We start from the raw sequence: 19,511 nt of genomic DNA, 5'->3' as shown, positions 1-19,511 counted from the left end.
GTTGGTCCCGCCCCCGGTCCTCGCGGGCCGGGCGCCCCCGGGCGACCCCGCCCGCCCGGCCATCACGGAACCCCCCCCCCCCCCCCCCCCCCCCCCGCCCCCCCGGCGGTTCCGTCCGTGGCCCCCGACGGCGCGGCCGTCGCCGCGCTGGCGCGCTGTGTGTCGGTCGAGCCCGCCAAGTTCGCCGCCGCGCACTGGGGCCACACCCCGCTGCTGTCCCGCGCCGCCGAGCTGCCCGACCCGGCCGGGTTCACCGACCTCTTCAGCCCGGACGACGCCGACGAGCTGCTCAGCCGGCGCGGTCTGCGTACCCCTTTCCTGCGCGTCGCCAAGGACGGACAGCTTGTGCCGGCGGCCCGCTGGACCGGCGGCGGCGGGGCCGGCGCCGAGATCGGCGACCAGGTGCTCGACGAGCGGATCCTCGAGCAGTACGCCGGCGGTGCCACCCTGGTGGTGCAGGGCCTGCACCGGATCTGGCCGCCGCTGGTGGACTTCGCCCGCGACCTGGGCCTCGCGCTGCGTCAGCCGTTGCAGGTCAACGCCTACCTCACCCCGGCGGGCAGCCAGGGTTTCGCCACCCACTACGACACCCACGACGTGTTCGTGCTCCAGGTGGACGGCCGCAAGCACTGGCGGATCCACCCGCCGGTGCTGCCCGACCCGCTGGAGAAGCAGCCGTGGGGCGGCCGCGCCGACGAGGTCGGCGCCACCGCGCAGGGTCCCGCCGCGCTGGACGTGGTGCTCGCGCCCGGCGACGCCCTCTACCTGCCGCGCGGGTGGCTGCACAGCGCCCAGGCGCAGGAGGCCAGCTCGCTGCACCTGACCGTGGGCATCCGCGCGTTGACCCGCTACGCGCTCGTCGAGGAGCTGCTCGCGCTGGCCGCCGAGGACCAGCGGCTACGGGCCAGCCTGCCGTTCGGCACCGACGTCGCCGACCCGGACGCCATCGAGCCGGAGCTGACCGAGACCGTGGAGGCGCTGCGCGACTGGCTGCTGCGGGCCGACCCGCGCGCGGTCGCCGCGCGGCTGCGCCAGCGTGCCTGGCCGGCGGCCCGCCCGGCCCCGATCCGTCCGCTCGCCCAGGCCGGCGCGCTGGCCGCGCTGGACGCCGACTCGCGGCTCGTCCTGCGGCCCGGCCTGCGCTGGCAGCTCGCGCCGCACGGGGACAGCCAGGTGGCACTACGGTTGTTCGACCGCACGATCACGCTGCCCGCCGACTGCGAGCCGGCCACCCGCACGCTGCTCAGCGGCACCGCCGTCCGGGTCGGTGACCTGCCCGGCCTGCCGGACGACGCCGACCGGGTCACCCTGGCCCGCCGCCTCCTGCGCGAAGCCGTCCTGGTGCCGGCCTGACCCTCTCCAGGCCGTTGATCAAGAGGTTCGCGTCACGACACGCCGGGTCGATGACGCAAACCTCTTGATCAACCGGAGAAGAGGGGGTCGGTCAGCGGCCCAGCGCCAGGAGCAGCACCGTTGTGAGCAGGCCGGCGCCGAGTACCACCATGATCGGTCGAGGGCCGAGCATCGCGTGCCGGCGGTCGGCCAGCGCCCGCGCCGGCGCGAGCCCCATCAGCGGCCCGAGCAGCGTCACCACCAGCGCCAGCACCGGCAGGCCGACCGCCAGGTCGCCGCCGTACCCGACGCCGAGCGCCCGCGCGGCGACGCCCAGCGCGTACCCGAGCACCGCGCCGCCCACCCCGCACAGCGCCAGCAACGGGTTGACCGAGCCCGGCAGCTCACCCGGCTGCCCGGCCCGGTTCAGCAGGTCACGAACCCGGCCGAGCAGCAACGCCGGGTCGGCGGGGGCACTGCCGTTCGCCGGTACGGGCGGTCCGCCGATGCGCTGGGCGCCCAGCCGGGCACGGGCCTGCTGCCACAGGTGCGCCACCTCGGCGTCCACCCGTTCCTGCTCCTCGCGGGCGTCGACCAGCTCCTGCTCGGCACGTCGCACCTCGGCGACGGCCTCGTCGACCGCGCGTTCGGCCGCCGCGCACTGCCGCTCGTACCAGGTGTGCGCCTCGGCGCGCTGCTCGCGCACCCGCGCGGTCAGCTCGGCGAGCCGTCGTAGCTGCGCCGTGTACGTCTCACTGGCCACCGGCTCGTTCATCGCGACGGTCCATAGGGAATGATCACGTGACCGGTGCGGTGCACGGCCCGATCGAAGAAGAGCCCCCGCCACGGGCGGGGATACCAGTCCGGGCCACCGGTGCCCGGATAGAGCGACGCGCCCAGCTCACCGCCGTGCGCGTCCAACGCCACCCAGGCCCCGATCTGATCGGTACGGGCGGCGGGACCGCCCAGGTCGGCGCGCATCCGCGCCACGCCCCGCCACCAGGCCAGCACGTGGGTACGCCGCTCCGGCCCGTCGTGCAGGATCCGGCGCAACTGCTCCAGGCCCGTGCGCCGGCCCGTCCGCGCCGCGAGGGCGCCGGCCGCCGCGTCGACCGCGAACAGCAGCAGGTAGTGCGGGCTGCCCGCGCTGGACAGCCCGTCGGCCGTCTCGGACATCAACTCGCCGACGGTCTCCTCGTCGTACCAGGCGGCGTCGTCGGCCAGGTCTTCGTAGAGCGTCCGGGCCATGCCGTCGGCGTCCGGGTCGAGGCAGGCGATCGAGAAGCGGGCGGTGCCCGGCGGGTGCTGGCGCGCCAGTGACCGGGCCGCCGCGTCCAGCACCGCGCACGCCTCGTCCACCCGCGTGCCGAGCACCGCCAGGTTGCGCCCGGGCGCGCGGGGCAGCCGCAGCGACGCCGAACGCGCCTGCACGTCGATGATCTCGCCGAGCAGGGCCACCGGGTTGCGCGGCGCGCGGCCGTCCGCCGGGGCTTCGAGGGCCCGGAAGTCGGGGGCGTCGGTGAGCCGGGGGATCGCGTCACCGTCGAAGAGCCGGGCCGGGGCCGCGTCCGGCGGGCGCATCCGCCACAGGCGGTGTTGCAGGCCGCTCCACGTCTCCCAGTCGCTGGCGGCCGGGATCCGGGCGACCTCGTTGCCCTCGACCATGCCCGACTCGGCGTTGACCACTGCGTGCCAGCGTGGCAGTGACTGCGCCACGTCGTTGCGTTCGGCGAGGATCCGCAACGCCTTGGGCAGCGCGATCCGCAGGGCGAACTGCGCCACCAGCGCGGGACGCCCCCACAGCGCCTCGATGCCCCGGACGTCCTGGGAGGCGAGCACCAGGTGGATGCCCTGCGACCGGCCGCGGCGGGCCAGGTCCTCCAGCAGGTCGGCGGCCTCCCGGGCCACCACGTCACGGCCGGCCAGCAGCATCTGGAACTCGTCGACCACCGCGACGATCCGCGGCCAGTGCCCGGTCGGGTCCACCGCGCGCAGCTCGGCGAGCTTGGTGACCTCGTGTTTCTTGGCCGCGTCGGCCCGCCGCCGCAGCTCCTCGGCGAGGAAGCGCAGCAGCGCCAGCCCGAACTCCCGGTCGGTGTTGACGTTGATCCCGACCAGGCGCATGTGTGGCAGCCAGCTCGGGTCACGCCGACCCTGCGCGAAGCGGGCGAAGGACACGCCCTCCTTGAAGTCCAGCAGATAGAACTCCAGCTCGGCGGGGGAGTAGCGGGCCGCCAGCGCGCCGATCCACGCGAAGATCAGGTTCGTCTTGCCGGTGCCGGACGGCCCTCCGATGAGGGCGTGCGGCGGGTAGTCGGCGAGCGTCAGGCGTACCGGCCGACCCTGCGGTCCCTCGCCGATCGGCACGGTCAGGCCGTCCGCCGAGTTCTCCCGCCACATCATCTCCGGCGGCGGCAACAGGTCGCCGAAGGGCGTCGGCGGCGGGCCGGCGTTCACCTGGGCGGCGACCTCGCGGCAGGTCTCGGTGACCAGAGTCGCCGGCGGCGGCGGGTCCAGTCGCACCGACAGGCCCGACGGGCCGCCGATCCGGGCGCCCGACGCGTCCGCCACCACCCGGGTCACCGTCGGGTCGTCGGGCAGCGAGATGCCACGGACCACCAGGTGCACCCCGCAGGCCGCGCCGGCGCGAACCACCCGGTCGAGCTGCCCGCGCTCGTGCCGGTTCAACTCGTCGCCGCCGAGCAGCACCGCCACCCGCCACGGCTCGGGGCGACGGCCGGTAGCCGAGGCCAGCTCCCGCAGGGATCCGTACTCGCCGGCCAGCACCGTCTCGTTGATCCGCCGGATCTGCTCGACCAGGTCGTCCAGGAGCGGGCCCAGACCGCCCGGGCCGACGAAGGTGAGCAGCCCCGCCGTGACCAGGGGCGCGAACCCGGCCAGGCCGCCGCCGAGGTGCTCCGGGTCGTACCCGATCAGTCGTACCCCACCGGGGTCGGCGCGGCCGACGGCCCGCAGCAGCAGCGCGGACACCACGGCGTCGCAGCCGGCGCGGTCGTCGCCGGACAGGTGGACGTGCCCGGCGTCGAGCAGCGGCACCAGCGCGGGCACCGGCTCGACGTCGTCGAGCCGGACCGTGCCGACCCGCAGCGCGCCGGGTGGCTCGGACCGGCGCACGGGCGTGGGGGTCCAGCCCGGCCAGTCGGCGCCGGCACAGCCGGGCGCTTCCTGGCGGGCGGCGTCGGCGGCGTGTCGGGCCAGCTCCGCGATGCGGGTGGCGTGCCGGGCGTCGATCTCGGCGAGGCGGCGGTCGCGTTGGCCGCCGACCCGCTCGGGTACGGCGGCGGCGGCCCGGCGGACCCGGGCGAGCCGCTCGCGCCCGGCGCTCAGGTCGGCCTGCGCGGCCGACAGCCGGGTACGGGTGGCGCCCAGCGCCTCGGCGAGGGAGTCCCGGACCCGGGCGGCGAGCTGCCCGCGCCGGTCAGCCATCGGAGCCCCGGCGAGCCGGCGCGTCCCGCCACGGGCTGCCCGTACGCGGCGGTACGACCCCACCCGACGCCTGCCCACTGGCGCGCGGGACGTTCGGGCGTGGGCTCGCGCCGCCGCCGGGTGGACCGCCGGCGCGCTTGTCGTCGCGGCGTGGAGTCGGGACCGCGTCCGGCTCGGCGGCGGCCCGCAGCGTTCCGGCGGGCAGGTCCCGGCCCAGCCGGGCGAGCAGCAGCCCGGCCGTCACCCCGGCGGCCACGGCCGAGTCGGCGGCGTGCGGCGGCTCCCCGGACGAGCGTGGCGGCGGCATCCGGCACACCCGGGTCAGCAGCGTCTCCAGCACCGGCGGTGGCAGCCCGGGCAGCAGGTCCCGTACCCGGCCGTCCAGCTCCCCGCGCAGCCGGCCGAGGTCGCTGGCGCGGGGCGGGTGCCCCAGCAGCTCACCGGCCAGCTCGCGCAGCAACGGTGGCGCGAGCGCCGCCATGCCGAGGCCCACATCGGCCGGCGCGCGGCGCAGCTCGGTCCGCAGTCGGTCGCGGTCACCAGCGCGTACGCCGCCCACGACCCGGCGCAGCAGCTCCGCCGAGTCGCGTAGCCGCTCGTCGGGTTCGTCCGCGCCGGTCTCGCGCCCGCCGGTCAGCTCGGCCACCCGCACGGACCACCAACGACGCATCCGTACCTGCTCGGGCCGCTCCGGCTCCACGGTGGTGGGTCCGTCCGACGGCGCCTCGTCGTGGCGCTGGTCGCGCTGCTGCGGTCGGGGTGCCGGCGCGCCGTCGGCGGCCAACCCGATCGCGGCCAGGTACGCCGACAGCTGCTCCTGCGCCACCCGAAGCGCGTAGTTCGCGCTCTCGGCGTGCTCGGTGGCGGCGGACAGCTCGGGCACCCCCATGGGGTTTGCCGACTCCTGGCGGACCCAGCGCAGCCGCTCGGCGGCCAGGCCGAACTTCTCCAGAGCCTGACCGAGCAGACCCACCGGGAACTCCTCGCTGGCCGCGCGGACCTGACCGCCGATGTCCTCGATGATGGACATGTCGGCCTACAGGGTGGAGACGTAGAGCTGGGCCTGCTCCACCGCGACCAGTGTCGCGGCGAGACACTCCTCCAGCTCCTGGCTGGCCTGTGTCAGCGAGGCCTGGGCCGCCTCGACCGTCTCGTGGCCGCTTCCCTCCAGCGCGCCGGCCAGGGTCTGTTGCGCCTCGGCCAGCTTCTCACCCGCCGCCTGGACGGCTGTCTGCCCGTCACCGATCTGTTGGAGGGCGACATCGATGGCAGCCTTCAGCTCGGCGACGCTCGCCACGGCGGAACCTCCTGGGGGCGGGGAGATCTCCATTAGAGCCTATCGGCGTTCCCGGGAGAACATCCGCCCTGGCGGTGTTGATGCCCGCCTGACCGTTAACCCCCGTGAAGTGCCGGGAGTCCGTTCTGTGGGAGTCCCAGTGCGAGAAACTCTCAGTTCTCGCGGAGCCAGCGGGGGCCGTACACCTCGGCGCCCAGGGCGGTGACCCGCTCGCGTAGCTCCCGGTCGGCGGTGACCACCAGCCGGCGGCGCTGCGGGGCCGCCTGCACCAGCTCGACCACCGTGTCGTCCCCCGAACCGGGGGCGGAGACCACGCGTACCTCGTCGATGCCGGGCACGTCCCGCGCCGCGCCCTCGACCACGAGCACCACGTCGACCGGTGCCGTCAACCGGGCGGGCAGCCCTTCGGCGGCCACCGGCGCGAGGGCGTCCCGCAGCCGGGCGGCGGCCCCGGCCCGGTCCCGCCACCACCCGTTGGGGCGCGAGCCCACCACGTTGGCGCCGTCCACGATCAGCAGCGGGTTCTCCGTCATGCCACCAGCCTGCCACCACGCGACCGAAGCGGCCGGACGCCACTCCACGGAGAGGTGCGACACCGCCTGCGGCGTTTGTCGCGCCGGGTGCCGGGTAGCCCCTGCCGACCGTGCCGCGCCCGACTGCGGAGGAGAGACATGATGGGACCCGGTGATCTCGGCTCCGACCCGTGGGACGAGTTCCTGGCTCGGTACTTCGGCCGGGGCGAGGGAGGACGCCGACCGCCGCACCGGGTCGACATCACCCGACTGATGACCGCGGACGCGCGGGAGATGCTGGCCGACGCGGCCCGTCGCGCCGCGCAGCGGCAGAGCAACGACCTGGACACCGACCACCTGCTCTGGGCCGCGCTGCAACGCGAACCGCTGCGGGACCTGGTCCGCCGGGCCGGCGCCGACCCGGACACCCTGCTCAACGCGCTCGGCGGCAAGGGCGACGGCGCGCCGCGCGGCGAGGTGCCGCCGAACCTGTCGCTGACCCCGGCGGCCAAGCGGGCGCTGCTCGACGCCCACCAGCTGTCCCGGGCGATGGGCGCGAACTACATCGGCCCCGAGCACATCCTGATGGCCCTGCCGCTCAACCCCGAGTCGCCCGCCGGGCGGATGCTGGCCGCCGGTCGGATCCAACCCGAGTCGTTGCAGGCCGCCAACGCCGAGCGCGGCCCGATGAACGGACCGAAGCCGGACCGGGGTACGCCCACCCTCGACCAGTACGGCCAGGACCTCACCGACCTGGCCCGCAACGACCAGATCGACCCGGTGATCGGCCGGGCCGACGAGATCGAGCAGGCCGTGGAGATCCTGTCCCGCCGGACCAAGAACAACCCGGTACTCATCGGCGAGGCCGGTGTCGGCAAGACCGCCATCGTCGAGGGGTTGGCCGAGCGGATCTGCGACGGGGACGTGCCGCAGACCCTGCTCGGCAAGCGGGTCGTCCAACTCGACCTCGCCGGCCTGGTCGCCGGCACCCGCTACCGGGGTGACTTCGAGGAACGCCTCAAGAAGGTCATCGACGAGATCCGCGCGCACCGCGACGAGCTGATCATCTTCATGGACGAGATCCACACCCTGGTCGGCGCGGGTGGCGCCGGCAGCGAGGGCGGGATGGACGCGTCCAACATGCTCAAGCCCGCCCTGGCGCGGGGCGAGCTGCGGGTGATCGGCGCGACCACGCTTGACGAGTACCGCAAGAGCATCGAGAAGGACGCCGCGCTGGCACGGCGGTTCCAGCCCGTGTTGGTGCCCGAGCCGAGCATCGACGACACGATCGCGATCCTGCGCGGCCTGCGGGACCGGTACGAGGCGCACCACCAGGTGCGCTTCACCGACGAGGCGCTGGTCACCGCCGCCGAGCTGTCCGACCGGTACGTCACCGACCGGTTCCTGCCGGACAAGGCGATCGACCTCATCGACCAGGCCGGCGCGCGCGTGCGGCTGCGCACCCGTACCCCGGCGTCCGACGTACGGGAGCTGGAACAGGAGCTCGACGACGTACGCCGCGACAAGGAGCAGGCCGTCACCGACGAGCAGTACGAGCGGGCCTCGGCGCTGCGCGACCGGATCTCCGAGCTGGAGGGGGAGATCCGGCGTGCCAACGGCGAGGACGGCCCGTCGTCCTCGCAGGTGCCCGAGGTGGGTCCGCAGGAGATCGCCGAGGTGGTCTCCCGGGCCACCGGCATCCCGGTCAGCCAGCTCACCGAGGAGGAACGCGACCGGCTGCTGCGCCTGGAGGGTCACCTGCACGAGAAGGTGGTCGGCCAGGACGACGCGGTCACCGCGGTGGCCGAGGCGGTCCGCCGCTCCCGGGCGGGGCTGGCCGACCCGGAGCGTCCGATGGGCAGCTTCCTGTTCCTCGGCCCCACCGGCGTCGGCAAGACCGAGCTGGCCCGGGCCCTGGCCGAGGCGCTGTTCGGCGAGGCGGACCGCATGGTCCGGGTCGACATGAGCGAGTTCCAGGAGCGGCACACGGTGAGCCGGCTGGTCGGTGCCCCACCCGGGTACGTCGGCTACGAGGAGGCCGGCCAGCTCACCGAGGCGGTACGCCGCCGCCCGTACGCGGTGGTGCTGCTCGACGAGATCGAGAAGGCGCATCCGGACGTGTTCAACATCCTGCTCCAGGTGCTCGACGACGGGCGGCTCACCGACAGCCAGGGCCGTACGGTGAACTTCAAGAACACCGTTCTGATCATGACGAGCAACCTCGGCTCCGAGCTGATCACCGGCACCCAACGTGCCGTCGGCTTCGGCACCGGCGCGCCCGGCAGCGAGCAGGAGAACGACGAGCTGCGCGAGCGGTTGATGCGCCGCCTGCAGGAGAACTTCCGCCCGGAGTTCCTCAACCGCATCGACGAGGTCATCATCTTCCGTCGGCTGGAGGCCGAGCAGTTGCGTGACATCACCGCGCTGCTGCTGGAGGAGACCCGCCGCCGGATGCACGCCCAGGACATCCAGGTCGAGTTCACCACCGCCGGGGTGGACTGGCTCGCCGAGCACGGCTACCAGCCGGAGTTCGGCGCCCGTCCGCTGCGCCGGGTGATCCAGCGCGAGGTCGACAACCACCTGTCCCGGATGCTGCTGGAATCGGCGATCTCACCCGGCCAGAAGGTCGTCGTGGACGCCCGCGACGGGCAACTCACCTTCGAGGTGACCGCGGGCGAGCGGGGCTACACCGCCGCCACGACAACACATCCACGATGAGCGGGCCGGCGGGACGCGAGGACCACGACGAGCCGCACGAGGACGCGGACGAGCACCCCGACCCGATCCTGGCGCCCCCGACGGCCAATCCACGTCGGACGCGGGTGCCAGCCGAGGGCCTGCACCCCAAGACCGACCAGGACGACCCGGAGACGCGAGAGGAGACGTGATGGTACGCGACACGCGGCTCGACCCCGAGGTGGAAGTGCTCTGGGAGGACTTCCACGCCGAGGTCAACGTCCCGTCGGAGCAGCTGCGCACCTGGCTGTTGACCAGGGGATCGGGGGAGGAGTCGTTCAGTCCGAACCCGGACCTGGATCTGCCCCAGCCGGGGCGGGAGATCCTCAAGGTGCTCAACAAGCGCAAGGTCGACCTCACGCCGGAGGACATCGAGGTGATGCGCGAGGCGGTCGAGCGGATCCGCGAGCTGATGGACGCCAAGCCCCGGCGCGGCAACGCCGACGACGAGTGGCGGCACTCGCTGCTCGACCTCGGGCACGATCCGCTCGTGGAACGCTGAGCGCGGCCGTACCTGACGGCGCCGACCCGGTTCGGGTCGGCGCCGTCGTCGCGCCCTACTGGCCCTGGTCGGGCTCCAGGCTGCCGATGGTCAGCCCCGCCGCGTCGGCGGCGGCGTCGCGCTCGCCCCGGGTCTGGTCCTCGCGGGTGAGCAGGTTGGCGTACTCGGTGACGTCGGCCGGGTCGGGCACCTCCGGGAGCCGGCGCAGGAACGCCTCCACCTGGCGGGTGGCGGCGGTGTGCGCGGCGGCGGCCTGGCGGAGCAGTTCGCGGTCGTCGGCGGGCGGGTAGAGATCGGTCATGTCCGCCAGATACCCGGACAGCGGCGGTTCGCACCGGCGGTGGCCCTCGTCTCGCCTCACCTCACCGGCCGGCGATGCCGTCCAGGAGGGTGGTCAGGTTGTGGTCGAAGGTCTCCTCGGCGTCGAGGTGCGCGCCGTCGACGACGAGCCGGGCGATCGTGGGGTAGCGGCCCGTGTCGAGCATGCGCGTCAGGTAGGGGCCGAGGCTGGCCTGCCAGGCGCTCAACTCGGTGCCGGTGGCCCGGGCGGTACGTCGCTCGGTGACCTCCCGCCGCAGCGCTCCGATGATGAAGGCGTTGAGGGCGCCCAGGGCCCGCTGGAGGTCGTCGACGTCGCGTACGGCGGGGGCCTGGCTGAGCGCCGCGGCCGTCGACTCGCCCACGGCGAGCGCGTGTGGCCCCAACTGCGGTCGACCGCCCAGCAGGTCGGAGAACCACTCGTGGTCGAGGGCGGCGGCGCGGGTCCGTCGCACGATGGCCAGCACCGTGGCACGCCACCCGGGTGGTGGACCGCCCTCGGCGATCTCGGCGTAGACGGCGTCGACCATCAGGTCGAGCAGCTCTGACCGGTTGGTCACGTAGTCGTAGAGGCGCATCGGACCGACGCCGAGTTCCTTGGCGATCCGGCGGACCGACAGGCCGTCGAGGCCGTGCGCGTCGGCGAGCCGGATCGCCGTGTCGGCGATCTTCGCGCGGCTCAGCGGCACCGGCGTCGCCCGCGGGCGGGGCTCGGGCCGTTCCCACACGGGCACCACTTCGCCACCGTACGGTGTATCCACGCAATACAGCGTACGGTAAGGAGCATGGTGATGCGACTGGCGATCGTGGGCGGCGGCCTGGGCGGACTGACGCTGGCACGGATCCTGCACCTGCACGGCATCGATGCGGTGGTCCACGAACGCGAGGCGGACCGGGCCGCGCGCTCGCAGGGCGGGATGCTCGACCTGCACCCGGAGTCCGGGCAGCGCGCCCTCGCCGAGGCGGGCCTCGGCGAGGAGTTCCGGTCGTCGGCCCGGCCCGAGGGCGAGGAGCACCGCATCCTCGACCTCGGCGGGCGCACGCTCGTGCACCACACGCCGCGCCCCGGCTCGTTCGACGGACGTCCGGAGATCGACCGCACCGTGCTGCGTCATCTTCTGCTCGACGCGCTCCCGTCCGACGCGGTCGCCTGGGGTCATCGCCTCGTCGGGGCGACGCCGCGACCCGCCGGCGGCGGTTTCCTGCTGACCTTCGACGACGGTCGTCGCGTCGAGTGCGACGTCCTCGTCGGCGCGGACGGCGCCCGCTCGGTGGTCCGACCGCTGCTGATCGACGCGCCACTGACGTACGTCTCCACCCACGTGGATCTCACCATCGGCGACGCGGACCGACGCCACCCGGATCTCGCCGAGATGGTCGGCCCCGGCAACCTGTGGTGCGTCGGCGTCAACCAGATCCTCGCCGCCCAGCGCCTCGGCGACGGCAGCATCCGGGTCGGCATCTCCCTCCGTGCCGAAAGTCGTGACCTGGACGCCTACCGCAGCAAGGACGCGTTACGGGCCCTCTTCGACGGCTGGGACGCGCGCCTGGTCGCGCTCATCGACGCCGGCGACGACGCGCCGACGCCGCGCCGGGTCGAGGCGATGCCGGTCGGCGCGCGCTGGGTCCACCAGCCGGGAGTCACCCTGCTCGGTGACGCCGCGCACCTCATGCCCCCGGTCGGCGAGGGCGCCAACCAGGCCATGCTGGACGCCGCCGAACTCGCCCACGAACTCGTCGTCCACCCGGGCGACCCGGACGCGGCGATCCGGGCGTACGAGGAGGCGATGTTCGCCAGGGTCCAGCCGATCGCCGAGATGTGCGCACGGGTCCAGGCGATGATGCTGTCCCCGACGGCGGCCGACGACCTCGTCCGCTTCTTCACGCGGCGTCCCGCCGAGCCCGTCGGGCAGTAGGCCTCACGCCGCGCTGGGCTGCCGGACGCCGAAGGCCGGATTGCGCACCAGCCAGTCCAGGTAGGTGGGGTGCGACGCCAGCGAGTCGGTGTACGCCGCCTTCGCCGTGGCCAGCAGCAGCTCCGCGTCGCGGGCGGCGGGCGACTCCGGATGCCACCCCAGCAGCAGTCGCCAGCGCAGCGGGACACCGGCCAACCGCCGGGTGACCAGACCGGCCACCGGCCGGAACGTCGCCTGGCACAGGGCCACCGCCACGCCCGCGTCCACCAGGTCGACGCAGCCGCGGATGTCGGTCTCGTACACCTTGCGCGGGGTGAAGCCGGCGCGGGCGCAGGCGGCGGCGAAACAGTCGCCGAAGCAGCCGTCGCCGGGCGCCGCCACCCACTGCTCGTGGCGCAGGTCGGCCAGGCGCACCTCGTCCCGGTCGGCGAGTGGGTGGCTCGCCGGCAGCAGGACCAGCACCGGATCGACGGCCACCTCCCGCCACCGCAACCCGAACTCGGCCGACGGGGTGGCGTCGCCGCAGACGCCGGTGAGGGCGAAGTCCAACCGTCCGCCGGCCACCAACTGCGCCAGCTCGTCCACCGACCACGAGGCGTACGTGGTGATCTGGGCGGGCGGCTGCTCGGCGGCGAGCCGGTGCACCAGACGGCCCAGGATCGGGCTGTTCACGCCGCCGAGCCGGTAGCAGCGGGACACCTCGGCGGCGCCGGCCAGCCGCGCCGCCTCGTCCTGCAGGCCCTTCATGGCCGGCAGCAGCACCCGGGCCCGGGCGAGCACCAGCTCACCGAGCGCGGTGGGGCGGGCGCCGCGCCGGTCCCGGTCGAACAGCGGTCCGCCCAGCGTCCGTTCGATCCGCTGGAGCTGGGCGGTCAGCGCCGGCTGGGCGAGCCCGAGGGCCGACGCCGCCTTGGTCACACTCCCTGTCTCCGCGATCGCGCAGACCACCCGTAGGTGTCGCAGCTCCAGGTTCATACGGTGACGGTAGGACCACGTCGCAGCCGGCGGAAGGGGCCAAGTGGATCGGTGACATTGAATGCATTCTGTGGTGCGGCCGCGCCTTCAGTCGCGCGGCGGCTCCGGCAGGTCCTTCAGGTACGTCGGCCGCCGCGTCACCGCGTCGCGGAGCTTGTCGACCACGCCCACCGCCGGCTCGACGATGCGGTTCCACGGCGGGGTGGCCGGAGTGCCGGGGTGTGGCCGGGTCGGCGCGGCCTCCTCGGCGATCTCCAACCGGTTGCCCAACCGGATCAGCTCCTCCGACGTCGCCACCGCGCGCAGCTCGGTGACGAGCGCGCCCACCCCGTCGACGTGGCGACGGACCCGCTCGGCGACCTCGGTCACGCTCTCGTCGTTCAGCCCCTTGAGGGCGGCCAGCAGCGCCGCGTCACCGTCGATCTCCGCGTCCACCCGGGCGGCCTCGGCCGGCAGCGCCGCCCGCACCGCCGGCAGCAGGTACTGCTCCTCGGCGGAGATGTGCCGCGACAGCGCGGCGGTGAGCACCGCGAGGGCCTCGTTCGGCGTCGCGTCCGGGCCGCTGAGCTGGTCCACGAGGGTCAGCAACTGCCGGTGCTCGCGGTCCACGATGTCGGCGACGCTGCGGCCGCCGGGCCGGTAACCCTCGTCGGGGGCGGGCGTGGGCGGCAACGGGGGCAGGGGAACGGCGGACATGATGCCCTCCTCGACTGGCGGGCGGAAGCTCCGGCAGGGGATGTGTGGTCAGGGGCGGCGGTACCCGAACGCGGCCGCCGCGAAACCGCCGCCCGATTCGTGGACCTGGATGCCCGGCCGCGTCCCCGTCGGTGCGCCGGCCCGCCGGTAACTCCGGGCTGGTATGAAGGGGCGATGACGAGCGACGCCGCCTCCGCCCGACCGGACCCCACCGCGGAGGTCGTGGACCTCTGCCGAGACCTGCTGCGCATCGACACCACCAACACCGGTGACAACGACACCAGCGTCGGCGAACGCCGCGCGGCCGAGTACGTGGCGGAGAAGCTCGCCGAGGTGGGCATCGAGTCGGTCCTGCACGAGTCCGCGCCCGGCCGGGCGAACGTGGTGGCCCGCATCCCCGGCGCCGACCCGAGCCGGGAGGCCCTGCTGGTGCACGGCCACCTGGACGTGGTGCCCGCCGACGCCGACGAGTGGTCGGTGCACCCGTTCTCCGGCGAGCAGCGCGACGGCTACCTGTGGGGTCGCGGCGCCATCGACATGAAGGACTTCGACGCGATGGTGCTCGCCGTGGTGCGGCACTGGCAGCGCACCGGCGTCCGGCCCCCGCGCGACATCGTCCTCGCGTACACCGCCGACGAGGAGGCGGGCAGCGACTACGGCGCGCGTTTCCTGGTCGAGAACCACCGCGACCTCTTCGACGGCTGCACCGAGGCGATCGGCGAGGTCGGCGGGTTCTCCTACTCGGTCAACGACAGCCAGCGCCTCTACCTCATCGAGACCGCCGAGAAGGGCATCGACTGGCTGCGGCTGCACGCCAAGGGTCGACCCGGGCACGGGTCGATGGTGCACGACGACAACGCCGTCACCGCCCTCGCCGAGGCGGTGGCCCGCATCGGCCGGCACCGCTTCCCGGTGGTGGTGACCGACACCGTACGGGCGTTCCTGACCGAGGTCTCCGACCTGCTCGGCATCGAGCTGGACCCGGAGGACCCGGAGGTCGCCATCGCCAAGCTCGGCCCGATCGCCAACATCATCGGGGCGACCATCCGCAACACGGCCAACCCGACGCGCCTCGCCGCCGGCTACAAGGACAACGTCATCCCGGGCCGCGCCACCGCCACCATCGACTGCCGCAGCCTCCCCGGCCAGTCCGAGCTGCTCGAGCGGCAGTTGCGCGAGCTGGTCGGCCCGGACATCGACATCGAGTACGTCCAGCGGCAGCCCGCGTTGGAGACCACCTTCGACGGCGACCTCGTCGAGGCCATGTCGGCGGCGCTGCGCGCCGAGGACCCGGGGGCGCGGCCGGTGCCGTACATGCTCTCCGGCGGCACCGACGCGAAGGCGTTCTCGACGCTCGGCATCCGCTGCTTCGGGTTCGCGCCGCTGCGGCTGCCCGCCGACCTGAACTTCTCCGCGTTGTTCCACGGCATCGACGAGCGCGTTCCGGTCGACGGACTACAGTTCGGCGTGCGGGTTCTCGACCGGTTCCTCCGCACCTGCTAGCAGTGTCCGCGTTACCTCCCCATCGTGAAGGGACTGCCCCACATGACCGACCAGCACGGTGAGCTGGACGCCGCACTCGAGCGGGTGATCGAAGCGGCCCGCCACCACCTGGCCGCCGTACGCGCCGCGCAGGGCCGCGTCGACGACGACGACGTCTGGCAGGCGTACGTGGCGTTGAACAACGCCTCCTTCGCCTACGACGAGCAGCTCCTCGACGCCTTCGGTGAGGTCACGCCGTGGGACGTCGACTCGATCGATCCGGACGAGGCCGACGAGCGCTTCGGCGGCGACGGTGTCGAGGCCAGCGACCCGCACCCCCGCGTGATCTCGGTGCGCCAACGCCGCGACTACCGGGTGCCGAGCATCTCCGCGCTGCTGCGGGCGGCCGAGGCGGCCCGCCGCGAGGGCACCCCCGAGGACGACGAGCCGGCGCCGGTGGAGGGCGTCGGTGAAGCGGTGCTGGAGCTGCTGCAGAGCGGCGACGGCTCGCTCGGCGCGCTGGACGTCCCGGAGCTGGAACCGCTCGACGGGGTGGTGATGGTCAGCGAGGTGGGCACCCCGGTCGACCTGGAGTCGTTCGACGACGACGATGCGGTCGGCCCGTTCCAGCCGGCCAGTGACGACCGGCTCGTCGGTCGGCTCGACGAGCACCCGTTCCTGGAACTCGACGACGACCACGACCACGCCGGGCACCAGCACTAGTTGGTTCCAGGCCGTACGACGCCCGGGGCCCGACCGTACGCGGTTCGGGTCCCGGGCGTTCCGTCGTGGTGCCCCGGCCGGGTGTCAGTACGACAGGCCCGGCTGCGGCTGGTTGACCCGCCGACGGCGCAACATGACCTGCCGCGTGCCGTCCCGGAACAGCCGTACCCGGGCCAACTCCCATCCGGAGAACTCCGCCTGGATCGCCAACTGCGCCGCTGCGGTCAACCGGTCGACGTTCGGCGGCAACCGTAGCGGCGCGTACTCGTAGTCCATGCCACCCATGCTGCCCAGCCCGGCGGCCGTCCGCCACCCCCTGGAGGGTGACCGACGCCGCTGCCGTGCCTGTTTCGTCCCGTCCTTGGGTCGTCCCGGGTCACCCGTCGCGTTCGGGGTAGCCGACCGGCACCCCGGAGACGTCCTCCAACGCCGTGGTGATCTCCTCGGGCAGCGTGATGCGCTCGACCTGCAACGCGCCGAGCAGTTGCCCGACCGTCCGGGCGCCCAGGATCGGCGCGGTCACCCCGGGCCGGTCCCGGATCCAGGCCAGCGCCACCTCCAGCGGCGAGACCCCCAGCCCGCCGGCCGCGGTCGCCACCGCCTCCACGATGCTGGAGCAGCGCGGCTCCAGGTAGGTGGAGACGAACCGCTCGAAGTGCGGGGAGGCGGCCCGGGAGTCAGCCGGACGCCCGTGCCGGTACTTGCCGGTGAGTACCCCCCGACCCAACGGCGACCAGGGCAGCACGCCGAGGCCCAGCGCGTCAGCGGCCGGCAGGACCTCCCGCTCCACCCCCCGCTCCAGCAGCGAGTACTCCACCTGGGTGGCGACCACCGGCGCCCGCCCCGGCCAGGCCGTCTGCCAGGCGGCGGCCCGCGCGGTCTGCCAGCCGGAGAAGTTCGACACACCCACGTAACGGACCTTTCCGCTGGCCACCGCGTGGTCCAGCGCCGCGAGGGTCTCCTCCAGGGGGGTGTCCGTGTCGTACCCGTGCACCTGGAACAGGTCGACGTGGTCAGTGCCGAGCCGACGCAGCGACGCCTCCAGGGTGCGCAGCAGGTGACCCCGGGAGCCGTCGCGCCGCCGGGCGCTGCCCGGACGCAACCCCGCCTTCGTGGCGATCAGCAGCTCGTCGCGCGGGACGAGGGCGCCCAGCAGCGACCCGATCACCGACTCGGCGTCGCCGTCGCCGTACACGTCGGCGGTGTCGATCAGGTTGCCGCCCGCGTCCAGGAAACTCTTCAGCTGGGCGGCCGCATCGTCGGCGTCGGTGTCCCGGCCCCAGGTCATGGTGCCGAGCGCGAGCCGCGAAACCGCCAGCCCGCTTCGGCCGAGCGGTCGCTGTTGCATGGGTGAACCTTATTTCGAACCCGCCGCCACGGATATCCTCGCTCCCGTCATCTCTGCCGGTTCTGCCGGTTCCGCCTCCGGAAGGCACCGCGACGGACGGGGGATCATTGGCGGTGAGCCGGTGATCGGGTCCGTTTTCGGCATTGCGTAACCTGGTGCGACCTGTGCCACGGATGGGGGAGGACCAGTGCGACTCGGGCTCAGCCTTGGTTACCAGACAGCGTGGAGTACGCCGGCCGACCACCTGGCGCTGGCCCAGGAGGCGGACCGCCTCGGCTACTCGGTGGTGTGGGCGGCGGAGGCGTACGGCTCCGACTCGCCCAGCATGCTCGCCTGGATGGCCGGCCAGACGCAACGGATCGACGTGGGCTCGGCGGTGATGCAGATCCCCGCCCGTACACCGGCGGCCACCGCGATGACGGCCGCCACCATCGACGCCCTGTCCGGCGGCCGGTTCCGGCTCGGCCTCGGCGTCTCCGGCCCGCAGGTCTCCGAGGGCTGGCACGGCGTACGGTTCGCCAAGCCTCTGGGCCGCACCCGCGAGTTCGTCGACATCGTCAAGCTGGCCATCGCCCGCAAGGAGGTGGCGTACGACGGTGAGCACTACACGCTGCCGCTGCCCGACGGCCCCGGCAAGGCGCTGCGGCTGAGCTTCCACCCGCCCCGCGAGCACATCCCGATCTACCTGGCCGCGGTCGGCCCGAAGAACCTGGAGCTGGCCGGCGAGATCGCCGACGGCTGGCTCGCCGTGTTCTACGCCCCGGAGTTCGCCGACGAGCACCTCGCCGCCGTCTCCGCCGGTCGGGCCAAGGCTGGCAAGGAACTGGCCGGTTTCGACGTGGTGCCGTCCGTCCCGGTCGTCGTCGGCGACGACGTCGCCTCCTGTGCCGAGCTGGTCCGCTGGTACGCCGCGCTCTACGTCGGCGGGATGGGCAGCCGGCAGCAGAACTTCTACAACCAGCTCGCCACCCGGATGGGCTACGGCGACGCCGCCCGCGAGGTCCAGGACCTGTACCTGGCCAAGCGCCAGCGCGACGCCGCCGCCGCCGTACCCATGGAGTTCATCGACCGTACGTCGCTGCTCGGCCCGAAGGAGCGCATCGCCGAGAGGATGCGCGAGTACGCCGAATCCGGCGTCACCACGCTGTCGGTGTCCCTGTTCGTGGCCGACCGGGACAGCGGTGTGCAGACCCTGCGGACCGTCGCCGAGGCTCTCGAGCTCTCGGGAGTCGGCGAGTGACCTGGGTTGAGGCCATCGTCCTGGGCATCGTCCAGGGGCTGACCGAGTTCCTGCCGGTCAGCTCGTCGGGGCATCTGCGGATCACCTCGGCGATCTTCTTCGACCGCGACGCGGGCGCGTCGTTCACCGCGGTCACCCAGCTCGGCACCGAGGCCGCCGTGCTGATCTACTTCGCGAAGGACATCTGGCGGATCACCCGCACCTGGCTGGTCGGCCTCAGGGACAAGTCCGTGCGTTCGAGCCTGGACTACCGGATGGGCTGGTACGTGATCGTCGGCTCGATCCCCATCGGGCTGTTCGGGTTCCTCTTCAAGGACCAGATCAAGACGGCGGGGCGCAACCTCTGGGTGGTGTCGACCACGCTGATCGTGTTCGCGTTCGTGCTGGCCTTCGCCGAGTACTGGGGTCGGCAGACGCGCACGCTGGAGAACTTCCGGATGAAGGACGGCATCGTGATGGGCTTCGCCCAGGCGATGGCGCTGGTCCCCGGCGTGTCCCGCTCCGGGGGGACGCTCACCGCCGGCCTGCTGCTCAATCTGACCCGGGAGGCGGCGGCGCGCTACTCGTTCCTGCTGGCCATCCCGGCGGTGGTGATGTCCGGGGTGTTCAGCCTCGGGGACGTCTTCGAACCGTCCGCCCCGGGCACGTCCGTGCCCACGGTGGCCCAGACGATCGTGGCCACCCTCATCGCCTTCGGCATCGGGTACGCGGCGATCGCCTGGCTGCTGCGCTACGTCGCCCACCACACCCTGTACGTCTTCGTCCTGTACCGGGTCGCGCTGGGCACCCTCGTTCTGGCTCTCCTGCTAACCGGCACGATCAGCGCCACCTGACCGCTCGTACCGAAGAAACGGCGATGGCCGGCGCCCGTTGTCGGGTGCCGGCCATCTGCGGTTTCTTAGCTGTTCCAGTTGTGGGCGACGAGGTCGGTGGCCTGCTGCTCCCACTGGGCGTAGGCGTCGGGGTAGGCGGAGACCTGGACGGTCT

General features: G+C 73.5%; 20 protein-coding genes. 9 read left to right on the top strand and 11 right to left on the bottom strand.

Translation table 11 applies throughout. From position 1 onward, the window contains the following. Positions 1-117 precede the first annotated feature (117 nt). A complete protein-coding gene (locus ACIA3K_RS05745; protein ID WP_396799392.1) occupies positions 118-1,353 on the top strand; it encodes a cupin domain-containing protein in 1,236 nt (411 codons plus the stop codon). Positions 1,354-1,444: 91 nt separating this feature from the next. Here ACIA3K_RS05745 and ACIA3K_RS05740 read toward each other — a convergent pair whose 3' ends face one another. The 5 genes from ACIA3K_RS05740 to ACIA3K_RS05720 form a co-directional block, all read right to left on the bottom strand. After that, complete coding sequence (locus ACIA3K_RS05740) at positions 1,445-2,107, bottom strand: hypothetical protein (RefSeq protein ID WP_396799391.1); 663 nt, start codon at positions 2,105-2,107, stop codon at positions 1,445-1,447. Beyond that, positions 2,104-4,779, bottom strand: coding sequence for an FtsK/SpoIIIE domain-containing protein (locus ACIA3K_RS05735; RefSeq protein WP_396799390.1), 2,676 nt, complete (start codon positions 4,777-4,779; stop codon positions 2,104-2,106). Before ACIA3K_RS05735 ends, ACIA3K_RS05740 begins: the two co-directional genes overlap by 4 nt. Continuing rightward, positions 4,772-5,809: a hypothetical protein gene (locus ACIA3K_RS05730; RefSeq protein WP_396799389.1), complete on the bottom strand. Its 1,038-nt coding sequence runs from the start codon at positions 5,807-5,809 to the stop codon at positions 4,772-4,774. Before ACIA3K_RS05730 ends, ACIA3K_RS05735 begins: the two co-directional genes overlap by 8 nt. A 6-nt stretch (positions 5,810-5,815) precedes the next feature. Further along, a complete protein-coding gene (locus ACIA3K_RS05725; RefSeq protein WP_007076395.1) occupies positions 5,816-6,076 on the bottom strand; it encodes a hypothetical protein in 261 nt (86 codons plus the stop codon). Between the two features lie 152 nt (positions 6,077-6,228). Then, positions 6,229-6,609, bottom strand: coding sequence for a hypothetical protein (locus ACIA3K_RS05720; protein WP_396799388.1), 381 nt, complete (start codon positions 6,607-6,609; stop codon positions 6,229-6,231). A 138-nt stretch (positions 6,610-6,747) separates the two neighbouring features. Between ACIA3K_RS05720 and ACIA3K_RS05715 the strand changes: the two genes are divergently transcribed. The 3 genes from ACIA3K_RS05715 to ACIA3K_RS05705 are packed head-to-tail and all read left to right on the top strand — an operon-like array spanning position 6,748 to position 9,826. Then, a complete protein-coding gene (locus ACIA3K_RS05715; RefSeq protein WP_396799387.1) occupies positions 6,748-9,306 on the top strand; it encodes an ATP-dependent Clp protease ATP-binding subunit in 2,559 nt (852 codons plus the stop codon). Next, entirely contained in the window at positions 9,303-9,476 is a 174-nt protein-coding gene (locus tag ACIA3K_RS05710; protein ID WP_357122105.1) for a hypothetical protein, read from the top strand. The genes ACIA3K_RS05715 and ACIA3K_RS05710 overlap by 4 nt, the downstream gene beginning before the upstream one ends. After that, positions 9,476-9,826, top strand: coding sequence for a DUF3140 domain-containing protein (locus ACIA3K_RS05705; RefSeq protein ID WP_234582023.1), 351 nt, complete (start codon positions 9,476-9,478; stop codon positions 9,824-9,826). The genes ACIA3K_RS05710 and ACIA3K_RS05705 overlap by 1 nt, the downstream gene beginning before the upstream one ends. A gap of 55 nt (positions 9,827-9,881) precedes the next feature. On the opposite strand, the gene ACIA3K_RS05700 is transcribed toward ACIA3K_RS05705, so the two are convergent. Continuing rightward, the gene (locus ACIA3K_RS05700; protein ID WP_266241928.1) at positions 9,882-10,127 is read right to left on the bottom strand and encodes a hypothetical protein; all 246 of its coding nucleotides are present in this window, start codon (positions 10,125-10,127) and stop codon (positions 9,882-9,884) included. 61 nt (positions 10,128-10,188) lie between these two features. After that, positions 10,189-10,905: a TetR/AcrR family transcriptional regulator gene (locus ACIA3K_RS05695; protein WP_396799386.1), complete on the bottom strand. Its 717-nt coding sequence runs from the start codon at positions 10,903-10,905 to the stop codon at positions 10,189-10,191. 24 nt (positions 10,906-10,929) lie between these two features. On the opposite strand from ACIA3K_RS05695, the gene ACIA3K_RS05690 reads away from it, so the two are divergent. Then, complete coding sequence (locus ACIA3K_RS05690; protein WP_396799385.1) at positions 10,930-12,060, top strand: FAD-dependent oxidoreductase; 1,131 nt, start codon at positions 10,930-10,932, stop codon at positions 12,058-12,060. A 3-nt stretch (positions 12,061-12,063) separates the two neighbouring features. Here the strand turns inward: ACIA3K_RS05690 and ACIA3K_RS05685 are convergent, their stop codons facing one another. Both ACIA3K_RS05685 and ACIA3K_RS05680 read right to left on the bottom strand, forming a co-directional pair. Then, the gene (locus ACIA3K_RS05685) at positions 12,064-13,035 is read right to left on the bottom strand and encodes a LysR substrate-binding domain-containing protein (RefSeq protein WP_396799384.1); all 972 of its coding nucleotides are present in this window, start codon (positions 13,033-13,035) and stop codon (positions 12,064-12,066) included. Between the two features lie 87 nt (positions 13,036-13,122). After that, positions 13,123-13,731, bottom strand: coding sequence for a hemerythrin domain-containing protein (locus tag ACIA3K_RS05680; protein WP_396799383.1), 609 nt, complete (start codon positions 13,729-13,731; stop codon positions 13,123-13,125). A 174-nt stretch (positions 13,732-13,905) separates the two neighbouring features. Here ACIA3K_RS05680 and ACIA3K_RS05675 point away from each other — a divergent pair, with 174 nt between their 5' ends. Continuing rightward, a complete protein-coding gene (locus tag ACIA3K_RS05675) occupies positions 13,906-15,234 on the top strand; it encodes a M20/M25/M40 family metallo-hydrolase (protein WP_396799382.1) in 1,329 nt (442 codons plus the stop codon). A 42-nt stretch (positions 15,235-15,276) separates the two neighbouring features. After that, entirely contained in the window at positions 15,277-15,936 is a 660-nt protein-coding gene (locus ACIA3K_RS05670; protein WP_396799381.1) for a hypothetical protein, read from the top strand. A gap of 84 nt (positions 15,937-16,020) precedes the next feature. On the opposite strand, the gene ACIA3K_RS05665 is transcribed toward ACIA3K_RS05670, so the two are convergent. Further along, on the bottom strand, positions 16,021-16,212 hold the full coding sequence (locus ACIA3K_RS05665) for a DUF5703 family protein (RefSeq protein WP_039906151.1): 192 nt from the start codon (positions 16,210-16,212) through the stop codon (positions 16,021-16,023). A 100-nt stretch (positions 16,213-16,312) separates the two neighbouring features. Further along, entirely contained in the window at positions 16,313-17,284 is a 972-nt protein-coding gene (locus ACIA3K_RS05660; RefSeq protein ID WP_396799380.1) for an aldo/keto reductase, read from the bottom strand. Between the two features lie 187 nt (positions 17,285-17,471). On the opposite strand from ACIA3K_RS05660, the gene ACIA3K_RS05655 reads away from it, so the two are divergent. After that, on the top strand, positions 17,472-18,524 hold the full coding sequence (locus ACIA3K_RS05655; protein WP_396799379.1) for an LLM class F420-dependent oxidoreductase: 1,053 nt from the start codon (positions 17,472-17,474) through the stop codon (positions 18,522-18,524). Further along, complete coding sequence (locus ACIA3K_RS05650; RefSeq protein WP_396799378.1) at positions 18,521-19,357, top strand: undecaprenyl-diphosphate phosphatase; 837 nt, start codon at positions 18,521-18,523, stop codon at positions 19,355-19,357. Before ACIA3K_RS05655 ends, ACIA3K_RS05650 begins: the two co-directional genes overlap by 4 nt. The last annotated feature ends 154 nt before the right edge of the window (positions 19,358-19,511 follow it).

The organism is Micromonospora sp. NPDC051543 (assembly GCF_044454415.1).
Lineage (GTDB): Bacteria > Actinomycetota > Actinomycetes > Mycobacteriales > Micromonosporaceae > Micromonospora.
The sequence above is the reverse complement of the archived record's forward strand: the minus strand, read 5'-3'. Positions and strand labels throughout refer to the sequence as shown.